The following is a 14,035-nucleotide window of genomic DNA, read 5'->3' as shown; positions in this document are numbered from 1 at the left end:
ACACCCCGCCGCTGCCCGGCAACGTCGACCGCAACCGCGCCCCCGCGGGGTCTGAGCAGCCGGTGCCGGCGCCCGGGGACGGGTCGACCCGGGCGCCGGCCCTCTCCGGTGAGCGAGCCGAGGGTCCGGCGCTGACAGCGGCGCGGGAGCCGGGGGCCGGGCTCCCGCGCCGGTTCAGCCCCGCGGGAGCTTGCCGGGGTTGAGCAGGCCCGCCGGGTCGAAGCGGTCCGCGGCGGCCCAGCGCGGCGGCATGTCCTCGTGGACCACCCAGCTGTGCGGGCTGTCGACCGCGAGGCCCTCGGCACGCAGGCGCTCCATGCCCGTGTGCACCAGGGCGTCGTCGCGGTGCGGGGCGAGGATCCGGGCCATCAGGCACGGGCCTTCGGGGCCGCGGATGCCCTCCAGCTGCACGGTCGCGTCCGCGAAGGCTTCGGCGATCAGCGCCCGCTTGCCCAGGATCGCGTTGCCGCGCACCAGGACGTGGTACAGCTCGGTGCGCTTGGCCTTGGCCCGCACCGTGGTGTGGTTGTTGATGAAGGTCGCGAGGAAGCGCACCGCGTCGGGCCGCACGCCCGAGACGGTGCCACCACCCCGCTCCACGATCTCCCGCACCGCCTCCGCCTGGTCGACGCCGACGACCGCCCGCAGGTTCGTCCGGCCCGGCTCGAACCCCGGGTCCTCGGGGAACAGCGCCGCGAGCTCCGGCTCGGTCACCGCGAGGATCTGCGGCGGCGGGTCGAGCTGCAGGATCTCGAGGGCCGTCGCAGCGCCCGCGTCGAGGTCCGGGACGGAGGCGAACACGGCGGTCCGCTCCCGCGCCGGCACGGTCCTCAGCCCCACCCGCACGATCAGTCCGGTGGTGCCGAAGGCGTGCACGTGCGGGGTGGTGTCCGGGAACCGCACCTCGACGGGCTCGGCGTCGGCCGTGACCGGCACCAGCGTGAGGCTCTGCACGAAACCCTCGTGGTTGAAGCCGTGCTCGATCGAGCCCGGTCCCCCGGCCCCGCCGCCGACGTACCCCGCGAGGGTGCTGTTCAGCGTGGTCGGGAACATCGCCGGCTCGCGGCCGGTGCCCTCGAGGAAGGCGAACAGGTCGTGCCAGCTGGTGCCTGGCAGGGCGCTGACCACGCCGTCGTCGTCGAGGACGACGTCCCCCGCGAGCCGGTGGAAGTCCACCATGATCCCCCGCGCGAGCGGGATGATCTGCCCGTAGTTCGACGTGCCCCTGCCGCGGGCGGTGAGCGGTGTCCCGCGCTCGTGGGCGAAGCGCGCCAGGGCCCGGACGGCCCCGACCGACCGCACGGTGACGACGGCGTCGGGCAGGGTCCGCGGGATGCTGCCGTGGATGATCGGCGAGACCCAGGAGAAGTCCTTGGTCGCGGCCTTGCGGGCGGCCTCGTCGGCGCTCACGTCGGCGGAGTCGCCGAGCAGCGCGCGCAGGTCCGCCGCGAGTGTCTCGGGGAGCACGTCAGAAGCCTTCCGGTGCGGTGAACCCGACGAGCCCGGCCTCCTCGGCGAGCGCGGCCACGGCGAGCGGGGTGCGGTCGTCGAGGTACCGGCCGAGCAGCTGCGCGCCGATCGGCAGGCCGGACACCGCCCCGGCACCCAGCGGCACCACGGTGGCGGGGCCGCCTCCCAGGCTGGAGATCCGGCTCCACGCCCCGACGGCGTCGCCGGCCGGGTACTCCCGCCCGTCGAGCTCCAGGGTGCGGCGGTCGTTCGGGACGTCCGAGTGCCGCGGCGCGGCGCACGGCGCTGCCGGGCACAGCACCACGTGGTGCCGCTCGTGGATCTCCGCCCAGCGCGCGGCGACCGCGCGCTGGGCCTCGAAGTCGTTCAGCGCGTCGCGCAGGAACTGGACGTGCCCGCGGGCCATGGCCCCCGCCCGGCCGGTCGCCCCGGCCCCGGCGAGGTGGACGCTGCGCGCGAACGCCTCCGGGTCCAGGCCGTGCACGACCTCGCCGGCCTGCAGCCGCACGAACAGCTCGATCGCCTCCTCGCCGCGCACCGGCGGGGCGGTCAGCTCCTCGACCTGCGCCCCGGCCCGGTCGAGGGCGTCGGCGAAGGCGCGGATCGCGTCGCGGGTCTCGGAGTCGACGGGGCAGGCGGGGTCGTCGAGCCAGACCGCCACCCGGGCGCCGGCGAGCGACGTGACCCGGGAGGGCGGCAGCTCCAGCCGCCAGGCCTGGGCGTCGAGCCCCTCCGCCCCGGCGATCGCGTCGAGGAACCGGGCGGAGTCCGCGGCGGAGCGGGTCAGGGGGCCGACCGCCGAGACCATCGGCTCCAGCAGCCCGCCCTCCGGCCACGGCATGTGCCCCAGCTTGGACACGATCCCGTTCGACGGCCGGTGCCCGAACAGGCCGCACCACGCGGCGGGGACCCGCAGGGACCCGGCGAGGTCGCTGCCGAAGTCCGCCACCGCGATCCCGGCGGCCACCGCGGCCCCGGACCCGCCCGACGATCCGCCCGGCGAGCGCTCGCGGTCGAACGGGTTGAGCGTGCGGCCGAAGTCCTCGTTCACGGACTGGTGGTCGGCGAGGTAGACCGGCACGTTCGTCTTCCCGACGACCACGGCGCCGGCCTCGCGCAACCGCCGGACCAGTGGGGAGTCCACCGCGGCCCGCCGCGCGTCGAGCAGCCGGCCGTGCGAGGTGCGCATGCCCTTCGCGTCGAACGCGTCCTTGATGGTGACGGGCAGACCGGCCAGCGGGCCGACCGGCTCGCCGGCTGCCCGGGCCGCGTCCACCGCGTCCGCGGCGGCGCGGGCGCCCTCGTCGTCCCGGTCCACGACCGCGTTCAGCTCGCCGCCGGCCCCGTCGAGCAGGGCGAGGTGCTCCTCCAGCAGCGCCCGCGCGGTGACGACCCCGGAGTCGAGGTCCGCCAGCATGCGCGACCCGTCGAGGGCGGCCAGGGACACGGTACTGGTCACGCGGCCACCTCGAGCGCCTGCTGCCCGTCGGCCGACATGGCGATCCCGAGCCGCGGCGCCACCTCGGCGGCGAACATCCGCAGCTGGTCCTGCTGCTGCTCCGGGGTGAGGCCCAGGGCGTCCATCGCGACCGAGAGCCGGCGCAGGCCGAGCCGGTCGCGGTACTCCGCGATCTGCTCCGCAACCTCGTCGAAGTCGCCGACGACGTAGATCCGCTGGCGCATCGACTCCTCGAGCGTCGGGGCGTAGTCGAACGGGGTGGAGGTCATTCCGGCGGGCGGGTCGTAGGTGGCGAACCGGCCGTAGGGCGAGAGCAGCTTGGTCAGCTCGTCGTGGCCGGGCCGGGCCAGCGCGACGGCCTGCTCGTGCGTCGGCGCGACGTTGACGTGCAGGACGAGCATCTGCTCCTCCCCCACCTCCGTCGGGCGGCCGTGCTTCGCGGTCAGTTCGGCGTGCAGCGCCCAGGCCTTCTCGAGTCGCGCGGCGGACTGTCGCGTGTAGACGCCGATGTGCCCGTGCTCGGCGACATAGTCGACGGTCCGCGGCGAGGTGCAGGCCTGGTAGATCTCGACCTCGCGGGTCACGTTCGGGACGAGCGCGAGATCCTGCACGTACCCGCCGCGGTCCGGGATCCCGGCGGGCGGGAACCGGAAGTGCGCGCCCTGGTGGGAGAACCGCTCCTCGGTGAATGCGGCCCGGATGGCGGCCATGGCCTCGGCGAAATGCTCCCGGTTGGCCTGCTCGGCGGACGCGTCCATGGCGTTGTCGCCGGACTCGATCTTCGCGCCGAGGGTCTGCATCTCTCGCGGCACGGTGCCCCGGCCCACGCCGAAGCGCATCCGGCCGCCGGTGAGGATGTCCGCCGCGGCGAAGTCCTCGGCCAGCCGTAGCGGGTTCCACTGCGGAACGATGTTGAACATCTGGCCGAAGTTCAGCCGCCGCGTGACGGCCGCCGAGTACAGGCCCAGCAGCACCTGGTTCGGGACGACCTCGTAGCCCTCGTGCTGGAAGTGGTGCTCGGTGTACCAGAAGGTGTCGAAGCCGACCTCGTCCGCGACCTTCGCCAGGTCGACGAAGTCGCCGAACGCATCCGCGTAGTCCTGCCGCCCATAGCGGCGGGAGGTGGCGGCGGGCCCGGAGGCGCCGGCGTCGGGCATCCGGACGGCGCCGAGAATGTTGGTGTCGATACGCATGGGGAGCCCCTTCGAATCAGTCGTCGCTCGACATGGCGGACTCGTGCCAGCGCCGCAGCGCGAGCACCTCCACCAGCCGGACGAGCCCGAACAGCAGCAGCGAGACGCAGCTCGCGGCGATGACGGCGAGGAACAGTCGCGGCATGAGCAGCTGCTGCGCGGTCGAGGTGATGACGTAGCCGAGGCCGCCCTGGCCACCGCCGATGCCGGCGACGAACTCGCCGACGATCGCGCCGATGACGGACGAGCCCGCGGCGATCCGCAGCCCGGTCAGGACGTACGGCAGCGCGTACGGGATCCGCAGCACGCTCATCTCGTAGCGCTTCGACGCGCCGGCCATGGCGAACAGCTGCACGAGGTTGCGGTCGGTGGACTTGAGGCCGGTCAGCGTGTTCGCGGTGACCGGGAAGACGGCGATCATGGCCGCGACCACGGTGTTCGTGGTGGGGCCGGGGCCGAGCCAGACCACCAGGATCGGCGCGACGGCGATGATCGGGATGGTCTGCAGCAGGACCATGTACGGGTAGAGGCCGCGCTCGGCGACGTTCCAGCGGGCCATCACGAACGCCACCGCGAACCCGACGACGGCGGCGAGCAGGAACCCGCCGTACGCCTCGCCCATGGTCACCAGGGTGGGCTCGACGAGCGTGCCGATCGCCGGCCCGATCTCGGCGAGGACGTCGAGCGGGGCGGGGACCAGGAACTTCGGGACCCCGAACAGGCTGATCAGCGCCTGCCACAGCGCCACGACGACCACGAGGACCACCAGCGGCGGCAGCACGAAGGACAGCACCGTCCGGCCGGACGGGGCCTTGCGCGGGGCCTTCGGCCGGGCGGCCGCCTGCGGGGTCGCGGCCGCCGGGGCCTGCGGAGGGGTCGTCTCGGTGTCGATGTGCTCGGTGATGCTCATGCCGCCGCCAATCGCGCGCCGATGTACTTCACGGTCTCGTCGAGCGCGTCGGTGTCGCGCGCCGCGTCCGGGTCCGCGCTCGGCGGGCTCGGGGACTCCACGATCTCCACGATCCGGCCGGGGCCCGAGGCCATGACCACGACCTCGTGGGCGATCTTCACGGCCTCGCGGATGGAGTGGGTGATGAACAGGACGCCGAAGCGGCGCTCGCGCCACAGCCGGATCAGCTCGTCCGCCATGCGGTCGCGGGTGAACTCGTCCAGCGCCGCGAACGGCTCGTCCATCAGCATCAGGTCCGGCTCGGAGGCCAGCGCCCGGGCCAGCGAGACGCGCATCTTCATGCCGCCGGAGAGCTCCCGCGGCAGCGACTTCTGCACGTTCTCCAGGCCGACCAGGCGCAGCGCCTCGACCGCGCGGCGGCGGGTCTCGGCCCGCGGCACCTTGCGGATCTTCGAGACGAGCTCGGTGTTGGCCAGCACGTTCCGCCAGGCCATGAGGGTCGGGTCCTGGAAGACGTAGGAGTTCTGGGTCGAGCCGATGCTCAGCTCACCGGTGGTCGGTGAGGACAGCCCGCCGGCCATCCGGAGCAGGGTGGTCTTGCCGCAGCCCGAGGGCCCGACGATGCTCACCACCTTTCCCGCACCGATCGTCAGGTCTATCGGGGCGAGGGCGGTGAAGCCGTTCGAGTAGGTCTTGGTGACGCCGGCGAACCGGACCAGGTCCGCCTGTACGGCAGTCGTCATGGTGGGTCTCCTCAGGGGGCCGGCGGCAGCGTCGTCGGGGCGGGGACGGTGGGCAGGGCCGAGGTGTCGAACAGCGACGCCGGGTCCAGACCGGGCTGGAGCGCCCCGAGCTGCGTCATCTGGTCGACGAGGGTGGACCAACGCTCCGCGGTCATCGCGCCGAGCGTTCCGCCCGCGGTGAGGAACTTCCGCTGCGCGTCCCAGGCGAACCAGTTGGCGGCCGGGTCGAGCTGCGGGTTCTCCTGCTGCAGGGTGGTGTTGACCTTCTCGGCCAGCGCGGTGTCGGACATGTAGGCGGACCAGCCGTGCATCGTGGCGTCGAGGAACGCCCTGACCCGATCGGGGTGCTCCCGCAGGAAGTCCTGCGTCGTGAAGACGACGTCGTTGTACGGGTCGTAGCCGGCGCTCGCGTAGCTCAGGAACCGGGTCCGGACCCCCTCCTTCTGCGCCTGGTACGCCTCGTTGGTCGGCCAGCCCTGCTGCACCGCGGCGTCGTCGTGCAGGAAGGTGGTGATCGAGCCGTTGTAGGCGGCGGTGGTGAAGTCGATGCCCTGGCTGCGCTTCACCCACTCCTGTCCGAGCTGTCCGGTCTGGACGTACCAGGTGCGGCCGGCGAGGTCCTTCCAGTCCGCGGCGCCGCTGTCGGCGTGGACCATCACGCCGACCGGGTTCTCCTGGAAGAGCGCGGCCACGGCGACGATCGGGATGCCGGCGGCCCGCGCGTTGGCGATGGTCGTGGCGTCGGACAGCCCGAAGTCCGCCCGGCCCGAGGCCACGACCTGGGTCTGCGAGACCTGCGGGCCGCCGGGCTGGATGTCGACGTCCAGGCCCTGCTGCGCGAAGAGGCCCTGCTCCTCGGCGGCGTAGAACCCGCCGGACTCGGCGGTCGGGTACCAGCCCAGCACGACGCTCACCGGCTCGGCGCCGGTGCTCTCCGGCGCGGCCGACGTGCCGCAGGCCGCCAGGCCGAGCGCGAGGAGTCCGCCGAGCGCGGCGGTCAGCAGGCGCTTCACGGCCGGGCCTTCGTCGGGGCGGTGCGGAACGCGAAGTCGGCCATCTGCGCGTAGGCCGAGGCCAGTCGGCCGGTCCAGTGGGTCACGATCTCCTTGCCGATCTCGGCGGTGGCGGCCCGCGGGTCGCCGATCACGCCGTTGGTGGTGAGGTCGTCGCTGATCCACGCGGTGGGCAGCGCGCCCTCGAGGCTGAGCTCGCCGGGGAACAGCTCCGGGAGGTGGTCGCCGCCGAGGACGAACCGGTCGGTGTGGACGGTCTCCGGCGCCAGGTGCAGCATCACCGAGGTCTCGACGTGTCCGCCGTGGATGGAGAACTCGGCGTCAGGCAGGTCGAGGCCGGCGGGCACGCCGAGCCGCCCGGTCGTCACGGGAAAGACCAGCAGGCCGGACTCGGTGCGGATGTCACGGGCGGCGACGTCCAGCGACGCGGGGTTGCCGCCGTGCCCGTTGACGAACGCGAGCCGGGTGAAGCCGGAGGCGGCGACCGAGCGGCCGACGTCCTTGAGCACGGCGAGCAGGGTCTCGCTCGACAGGCTCACGGTCCCGGCCCAGCCGAGGTGCTCGGTGGACTTGCCGTAGCTCAGCGTCGGCAGGATCCAGACCTTGGCGTCCGTCTGGTCGGCGGCCAGCGTGGCGATCTGCTCACCGACGAACGCGTCGGTCATGACGGGCAGGTGCGGGCCGTGCTGCTCGATCGCGCCGATGGGCTGCACGACGACGGCGTTCGTCTTGTCGATCGCCGCGACGTCGGTGGTGGAGAGGTGGGCCAGCTTCATCGCGCGAGCACCGCCCGGTCCGCGGCGTCCCACTCGGTGACGGTCCCCGTGGCGACGAGCTCGGCGAAGCCGCCGGGCAGGGCGCCGTCGTCGTCCGCCATGATCGTCACGGCGTAGAGCCGCTCGGTGTCCGAGGTGTTGACGATCCGGTGGGTCGAGCCCGGGTGCAGGACGAGCGCGTCGCCCGTCTTCAGGTCCACGACGTGCTCGTCGCTGTGCGCGCGGCCGGTGCCGGAGAGGATCACGAAGATCTCCGTGGACTCCGGGTGCGAGTTGTCCGGCTGGCTGCCGCCCGGCTCCCAGACCTCGAAGAACACGCTGGTCGACGAGCCGTCCGCCGGGCCGGCGAGCAACGCCAGCTTCACGGTGTCGGAGGGCGAGATGAGCTGGGGCGCCACGTCGTCGAGGTGCCGCAGGATCGGCGGAGGGGTGGTCACGATCCGTCCTTTGCGGTGGTCAGGGCCGCCTGCAGATCCGTTGCGTCGCAGGAGAAGCCGTAGCACTGGCGGGTGTTGTAGAGCGTCGCCTCGTGGCAGAACGCGGGCGACGTGGTGGCGGAGGCGCCGTCGACCAGCACCACGTCGTAGCCCAGGCAGGCGCCGTCCACCAGCGTCGAGGAGACGCACTGGTCGGAGTTGACGCCCGCGAGGAACAGGGTGTCCACGCGCAGGTTGCGCAGGATCGAGTCGAGCGGGGTGTCCCAGAAGCCGCTCATCCGGTACTTGTCGACGTGCAGGTCACCGGGTTCGGCGGCCAGCCCGTCGACGAGGGCCGCGCCCCAGGAGCCCTTGGTGAGCACTTTCGAGCCGTTCGGCAGCACCGCGCCGATGCCCGCGCCGCGGCCCTCCGGGTCGTAGACGTGCGCGACGCCGGGCGGGACGTTGGCCCGGTCCTCGCGGTTGCCCCAGTTCAGCCACACGATCGGCACGCGGGCCGCGCGGGCGGCGGGGACCAGGGCCTGCAGGGCGTCGATCGCCGGGGCCAGCGGAGAGACGTCGACGCCGATGGAGTGCAGCCAGCCGCCCTCGGTGCAGAAGTCGTTCTGCATGTCCACGACGACCAGCGCGCTGCGCGCGAGATCGGCGGTGACGGGCGCGGGCAGGGCCTTGAGCTCGATCGGGCGGGGCTCGCGGGCGGGTCGGCGCAGGTCCACGCGGCCGTCGGCGAACGTCCAGCGGTTGGGGATCACGCGGCTCCCTCCAGGGTCGCGGCGAGGCGGAGCAGGTCGAGATCGGTGCCGGGGGCGCCGACCAGGCACAACCCGGCGGGGCGGCCGTCGGCGGTGCGCAGCAGCGGGACCGAGACGGCCGGGGCGCCGGCGAGCCCGGCGAGGCAGGTCATGCGCAGGGTCCCCGCCCGCTCGGCCTCGACGGCCGCGGCGCTCGCGTCCCGGGCCGGGGCGCCGCCGGCGCTGCTGGGCAGCACCAGTACCGCGTCGTCGAGCACCTCGCGGAGCCGGGCGCGGGCCTCGGCCACCGTCGCGCGGGCGACGTCCGCCTCGGCGACCGTGACCGCGGCGGCCGCGGCGAACCGCCCGCCGACGTCGGCGCCCAGCGCGCCGGGATGGGCGGTGATCCACTCGCCGTGCGCCGCCCAGGCCTCGAAGGCCTGCACCGTGCGGAACGCGGCGAACCACTCCTCGAGGGTCTCGGGGGCGAGGTCGACGACCTCGGCGGCCGGCAGCAGCCCGCTCCGGACCAGCGCGTCCCGACGGTCGGCGCAGGCGGCGGCGACGTCGGGGCGTGCGTGGCCCTCGGCGGTCGGCAGCACGACGGCCCGCACCGGCGGGCCGGCGGAGGCGCCGGGGAGCAGCACCTCCGCCACCCGCAGGGCCGGGCCGACCTCGCGGGCCAGCCAGCCGACCGTGTCGAACGACGGCGCGAGCGGCAGCACCCCGTCCGTCGAGATCGCGCCGTGCGTGGTCCGGATCCCGACCAGACCCTGGTAGGAGGCCGGAACCCGGATCGACCCGGCGGTGTCGGTCCCGAGCCCGACCTCGACCTGGCCGAGGGCGACCGCGGCGGCGGGCCCGCTCGTCGAGCCACCACCGATCCCGCCGGGCACGGCGGGGTTCGGGGTGGTGCCGTAGTGGGCGTTCTGCCCGGCGAGGCTGTAGGCGAACTCGTCCGTGCGGGCGATCCCGGTGACCTCCGCACCCGCGCCGAGCAGCGCGGACACCGCCGGGGCGGTCGTGGGCCGCGGGGCCTGCTCGGCGAGCCAGGTCGGGTTGCCCGCACCCAGCCGCTCCCCCGCCACCGCGAACAGGTCCTTGACCGCGACCGTCGTCCCGTCGAGTGCGCCCGATCCCGAGGCCGCAACCAGCGGCGTCCCGACGACGCGCCAGACCGCACCGTCGACGGGAGGCGCGGCCGCGGCGGGGAGGGGGTGCGCCGCCTTCTCGATCAGCCCGACCGGCCGGTCCTTCCTGGGCAGCGTCACGTGCGCCGCCGTGACCTTCCAGTCCCCGTCGAGCCGCTGCCAGAGCTGGGTCTGCAGGCCGGTCGCGCCGGACGACGGCTCCTCGGTCGAGGCCATGACCAGCGCCGCGTCGTCCGCGACCGGCCGGACGTGCAGCTCGGCCACCCGCCGGGTGGGGATCACCGCCCGGCCGGAGCGGAACCCGGCGATCGCGTCGTGCCCCACGAGCAGCGTGGTCCCGTCGCCGCGCACGGTGTCCGGGCCGGGGGCGAAGAGCGCGTCGAGGGTGGCGACGTCGTTGGCCAGCAGCGCGGTCTCGTAGGCGTCGACGGCGGCGAGCAGGCCCTCGGGGACCGGCGACGGCGAGACGACCTTCACGGCCTCGGCGATCACCGCGGCACCTCGATCCGGTCCACGGCCGCGAAGTCGGCCAGTCGGATCCGTGCGTGGGAGCCCTTCACGATGTCGACCACCTGGGAGATCTCGAAGTCCGTCGCCGCGGACAGGTAGGCGTAGGCCAGCTCGGGGGCCATCCCGTAGACCGCGCCGAGGAGCTCGACCGCGTTGCGGCCGCACTTCTGCACGGCGACGTCGAGGTCCTCGTCGAGCCCGGTGGGCACGAGGAACTCGGCGGTGCGGACGAACGGGCCGGTCACGGCGCCGTAGCGGGCCGCGGCCTCCGCGGCGGGCACGACGTCGACGGTGAGGGTGGCGCGCAGCGGCGCCTCCAGCGCGGTCAGCGCGATCTCGCCGTTGCCCTGGGCGAAGTGCGGGTCGCCGACGTAGAGGCCGGCGCCGGGCACCTGGACCGGCAGGTAGAGCGTGGTGCCGGCGACCAGCAGCCGGATGTCGATGTTGCCGCCGTGCAGGCCGGGTGGGGTGGAGTGCCGGCGCGGGCCGGGGGTCGCGACGCCCATGGTGCCGAGGAAGGGCGCCAGCGGGAAGCGGACCGGGCGGTCGGGGTCGCCGGGCTGCAGCGGGAGCGTGCCGCGCGCGGCGTCGATGCCGAGCTCCAGGTCGTCGACCCGGCAGAAGATGCTGGTCAGCGGGCCGTCGACGGGGAAGCTGCCGGGGAGCAGGCCCTTCCCGTGCCGGCTGGAGACCACGCCGTAGGGCACCCGGGGGACGAGCGCGTCGACGCGCACGGCGAGCAGGTCGCCGGGCCGGGCGCCGCGGACCTCGATCGGGCCGGTCACCACGTGCGGGCCGCCGGTGAGGTCGTGGTGCCCGTCGGCGGCGACGGCGATGGCGTCGAGCAGGACGTCGCCGGGGGCGACGCCGTGCGCGCCGAAGAAGGCGACCGGGTCGCGGCCCTGGTCCTCGAGGATCCCCTCGTGGCTGACCGTGTCGACGACGACGGCAATGCCGGGCTCGACGGAGAGGGCGGGGCCGTCGTCGGCGCACGGCAGCCGGCCCCAGGTGGTGGTCGCCGGGGTGGCGGGAAGGTAGGCGCCGTCGGACAGGGAGGTGAGTGGCTGCAACACCGGGGCGGCGGCGGTGGGGGCCAGCTCGGACGCGGTCACGGCGTCTCCCCCGTCCCGCGGTCCTCGAACCGGTCCCGGGTCAGCTCGGCGACGTCGGCGAGGTGGCGGGCCATCGCGTCCCGCGCCTCGGCGGGGTTGCCGGCCGCGACCGCGGCGAGGATCGCCCGGTGCCCGAGGTAGGAGACCTCGCGGGCGTAACGGGTGGAGTGCGACAGCACCCGGGACGACGTGGTCCACGAGCAGGCGAGCGTGTTGATCGCCGACATCAGCGGGTTCTGCGCGGCGGCCGCGATGAGCATGTGGAACTCGAGGTCGAGGCGCAGCGACTCCTCGGGCGAGACCTCCGCGACGGGGTTGCGCAGGATGTTCTCCAGCTCGACGAGGTTCGCCGCCGTGGCCCGCTCGGCGGCCAGCTCGGCCAGCCGGGGCTCGATGGTGCCGCGCAGCTCGGCGACGTCCCGGAGCTGGTGCTCGGCGTCCGAGAGCTGCGAGTAGAGCGTCTGGACGTGCTCGGGCGCGGGCAGCACGGTGGTGCCGCGACCCGGCCGGCGCGCGACGAGGTGCTTGGCCTCCAGCTCGTGCATGGCCTCGCGCAGCGACGCCCGGGACACGCCCAGGCTCGCCGCCAGCTCGCGCTCCGACGGCAGCCGGTCCCCCGGCCTGAGCTCGCCGACCGCGATCAGCTTCTCCAGGTGCGCCGAGATCTCGGTGCTGACGCTGCCGCGGAACGCGCCCGGCGCGAGCCGCGGCAGCTCGAGGGCGGAGGACGGCACCGGGCGGCGATCGCCCGGTGCTCCGGTGGTGCTGTCCACACCCGGTCCTTCCTGACTTCCGGCGCCGAACCACCCGGGGGTGGTTGGCCTGACCAATCCGACCGTAGGCGGCGGAATGGCTCGACAACAGCGGCCCGGCGATCACGAAACCGCTTGTTCACACGCGAAATATCGGCGACACGGACGAGTGAAACGGGCCCTCGCGCAATGCCCCGGTCACCGTGTTTCGGACAGGTGAAGTTCGACGCTCAACCGTTGACGCCGGGGGCCCGGACACTCGATGGTCTGGGCGGTCCGCTTGGTCGGACCATCCGGTCCGGACCTCCTCCGGGGTCACGACCAGGCCGCTGAACTGGGTCGACGTCGGGTGCATCCGCTGCGCCGCCGCCGCCCCGGTGCGGCGGGGTCGCGAACCCGGAGCCGGCCCGGCCCCCGCACGTCCGGACGTCGCCGTCCCCTCCCCCTCCACCGGACCCGCTCCCCGGGCCCGAGCACCGCCATTTCCGTGAACGTACGGAAATGGTCCGTCCCCCTTTTCCCGACGACGCCGAGAATGGATGTCCGCGCGTCGGCCGGCCGTTCCCGCCGCGAGATGTTGGAGCCCCCATGTCCCTGTCCCCCACCCGCTGGGCGCGCCTGCCGATCGCCCTCGTGGCGTTGGCGACCGCCCTCGTCCTCGCCGCGTGCGGCGGCGGCTCCGGCACCGCCGCGTCGGGCTCGTCGAGCTCCGGGTCCGCCGGCGACGACAGCCTCACCGTGCAGCTGTCCTGGTTCAGCAACGCGCAGAACGGCGGCTGGACCGCCGCCCAGACCCAGGGCTACCTCGCCGACGCCGGCTTCTCCGACGTCACGATCCTCCCCGGCGGCCCCAACGTCTCCGGCATCCAGCTGCTGGCCTCCGGCCGCGCCGACATCGCGGTGACCACCGCCGAGTCCTACCTGCAGGCCAAGGCGCAGGGCCTGCCGATCACCGCGATCTACAACGAGTTCGACACCCCGCCGACCGGGGTGCTGGTCAAGCAGTCCACCGGCTGGACGAAGTGGAGCGACCTCGCCGGCAAGTCGTGGACCGTCGCCCCGATCAGCCTCGGCTGGCAGTGGGTGCAGCGCAGCCAGAACATCCAGTTCCCGACGCAGAACTTCAACGGCACCTACGCCGCGTTCTTCGCCTCGCCCGACGGCGTGGTCCAGGGCTACCCGACCAACACGGTCTACGAGGCCCGCAAGCAGAACATCGACCTCAACTACTTCAGCTACGCCTCGGCCGGCTTCAACCCCTACGGCCAGATCCTCGCGGTGACCGAGGACTACGCGAAGAACCACGGCGACACGCTGAAGCGGGCGCTGGGCGCGCTGTCGAAGGGCTGGACGGCCTACCTCACGGACGTCGACGCGGCCACCAAGGCCAACGACCAGATGCTCACGGAGAACAACCAGCTGGCCGCCGACACCAACTGGTTCACCTGGGCCGGGCAGCGCCCGTTCGTGATCGGCAGCCGGGGCGGCCAGCAGATGGGCGCCATGGGCGACGAGCGCTGGAACACCACCGTCGACCAGATGAAGCAGATGGGCGCGCTGCCCGCCGACTGGAACCCCGGCGGCCCGCTGTACGACAACTCGTTCCTGTCGGACGAGGTGATGCCGCAGCTCGATGCGCTGCCCGACGCCCCGGCCGGGTCCTTCCAGGGCGCCGCGCCGGCGATCACGGCCCCGACCAGCTGACCGCCCCATCCCGGGGCGGCCCGCCCGGCGACGAGCCGGGCGGGGGGCGGGAGGGCGTGGGTTGGGGAAGTGGG

At 74.0% G+C, this 14,035-nt stretch carries 13 protein-coding genes; 1 reads left to right on the top strand and 12 read right to left on the bottom strand.

The features are described 5' to 3' along the window. Positions 1-174: 174 nt before the first annotated feature. The 12 genes from AB0B41_RS29045 to AB0B41_RS28990 are packed head-to-tail and all read right to left on the bottom strand — an operon-like array spanning position 175 to position 12,278. Positions 175-1,467: an FAD-binding protein gene (locus tag AB0B41_RS29045; RefSeq protein WP_358208885.1), complete on the bottom strand. Its 1,293-nt coding sequence runs from the start codon at positions 1,465-1,467 to the stop codon at positions 175-177. A gap of 1 nt (position 1,468) precedes the next feature. Next, positions 1,469-2,929, bottom strand: a complete 1,461-nt coding sequence (locus tag AB0B41_RS29040) for an amidase family protein (protein ID WP_358208883.1) — start codon at positions 2,927-2,929, stop codon at positions 1,469-1,471. Beyond that, a complete protein-coding gene (locus AB0B41_RS29035) occupies positions 2,926-4,122 on the bottom strand; it encodes an LLM class flavin-dependent oxidoreductase (RefSeq protein ID WP_358208881.1) in 1,197 nt (398 codons plus the stop codon). Before AB0B41_RS29035 ends, AB0B41_RS29040 begins: the two co-directional genes overlap by 4 nt. A 16-nt stretch (positions 4,123-4,138) precedes the next feature. Beyond that, positions 4,139-5,032, bottom strand: a complete 894-nt coding sequence (locus tag AB0B41_RS29030; RefSeq protein WP_358208879.1) for an ABC transporter permease — start codon at positions 5,030-5,032, stop codon at positions 4,139-4,141. After that, positions 5,029-5,775 carry an ABC transporter ATP-binding protein gene (locus tag AB0B41_RS29025; RefSeq protein ID WP_358208877.1) on the bottom strand — a complete coding sequence of 249 codons (747 nt, stop codon included), beginning with the start codon at positions 5,773-5,775 and terminating at the stop codon, positions 5,029-5,031. The genes AB0B41_RS29030 and AB0B41_RS29025 overlap by 4 nt, the downstream gene beginning before the upstream one ends. Before the next feature lie 11 nt (positions 5,776-5,786). After that, positions 5,787-6,788: an ABC transporter substrate-binding protein gene (locus AB0B41_RS29020; RefSeq protein ID WP_358208875.1), complete on the bottom strand. Its 1,002-nt coding sequence runs from the start codon at positions 6,786-6,788 to the stop codon at positions 5,787-5,789. Beyond that, complete coding sequence (locus AB0B41_RS29015) at positions 6,785-7,564, bottom strand: creatininase family protein (RefSeq protein ID WP_358208873.1); 780 nt, start codon at positions 7,562-7,564, stop codon at positions 6,785-6,787. Before AB0B41_RS29015 ends, AB0B41_RS29020 begins: the two co-directional genes overlap by 4 nt. After that, the gene (locus AB0B41_RS29010) at positions 7,561-8,001 is read right to left on the bottom strand and encodes a cupin domain-containing protein (RefSeq protein WP_358208871.1); all 441 of its coding nucleotides are present in this window, start codon (positions 7,999-8,001) and stop codon (positions 7,561-7,563) included. The genes AB0B41_RS29015 and AB0B41_RS29010 overlap by 4 nt, the downstream gene beginning before the upstream one ends. Further along, the gene (locus AB0B41_RS29005; RefSeq protein ID WP_358208869.1) at positions 7,998-8,753 is read right to left on the bottom strand and encodes an isochorismatase family cysteine hydrolase; all 756 of its coding nucleotides are present in this window, start codon (positions 8,751-8,753) and stop codon (positions 7,998-8,000) included. The genes AB0B41_RS29010 and AB0B41_RS29005 overlap by 4 nt, the downstream gene beginning before the upstream one ends. Then, complete coding sequence (locus tag AB0B41_RS29000; protein WP_358208867.1) at positions 8,750-10,375, bottom strand: AtzH-like domain-containing protein; 1,626 nt, start codon at positions 10,373-10,375, stop codon at positions 8,750-8,752. Before AB0B41_RS29000 ends, AB0B41_RS29005 begins: the two co-directional genes overlap by 4 nt. Further along, positions 10,372-11,505: an acetamidase/formamidase family protein gene (locus tag AB0B41_RS28995; protein WP_358208865.1), complete on the bottom strand. Its 1,134-nt coding sequence runs from the start codon at positions 11,503-11,505 to the stop codon at positions 10,372-10,374. The genes AB0B41_RS29000 and AB0B41_RS28995 overlap by 4 nt, the downstream gene beginning before the upstream one ends. Further along, entirely contained in the window at positions 11,502-12,278 is a 777-nt protein-coding gene (locus AB0B41_RS28990) for a FadR/GntR family transcriptional regulator (protein ID WP_358208863.1), read from the bottom strand. Before AB0B41_RS28990 ends, AB0B41_RS28995 begins: the two co-directional genes overlap by 4 nt. A 567-nt stretch (positions 12,279-12,845) precedes the next feature. Between AB0B41_RS28990 and AB0B41_RS28985 the strand changes: the two genes are divergently transcribed. Further along, on the top strand, positions 12,846-13,961 hold the full coding sequence (locus AB0B41_RS28985) for an ABC transporter substrate-binding protein (protein ID WP_358208861.1): 1,116 nt from the start codon (positions 12,846-12,848) through the stop codon (positions 13,959-13,961). Positions 13,962-14,035: the final 74 nt, after the last annotated feature.

The organism is Pseudonocardia sp. NPDC049154 (genome assembly GCF_040648315.1).
Classification (GTDB): domain Bacteria; phylum Actinomycetota; class Actinomycetes; order Mycobacteriales; family Pseudonocardiaceae; genus Pseudonocardia.
This window is presented reverse-complemented; position numbering and strand designations above follow the sequence as displayed.

Coding starts and splice junctions, on each gene's coding strand:
- AB0B41_RS29035 (WP_358208881.1), bottom strand. CDS start 4,122: ATGCGTATCGACACCAACATTCTCGGCGCCGTCCGGATGCCCGACGCC.
- AB0B41_RS29030 (WP_358208879.1), bottom strand. CDS start 5,032: ATGAGCATCACCGAGCACATCGACACCGAGACGACCCCTCCGCAGGCC.
- AB0B41_RS29025 (WP_358208877.1), bottom strand. CDS start 5,775: ATGACGACTGCCGTACAGGCGGACCTGGTCCGGTTCGCCGGCGTCACC.
- AB0B41_RS29015 (WP_358208873.1), bottom strand. CDS start 7,564: ATGAAGCTGGCCCACCTCTCCACCACCGACGTCGCGGCGATCGACAAG.
- AB0B41_RS28985 (WP_358208861.1), top strand. CDS start 12,846: ATGTCCCTGTCCCCCACCCGCTGGGCGCGCCTGCCGATCGCCCTCGTG.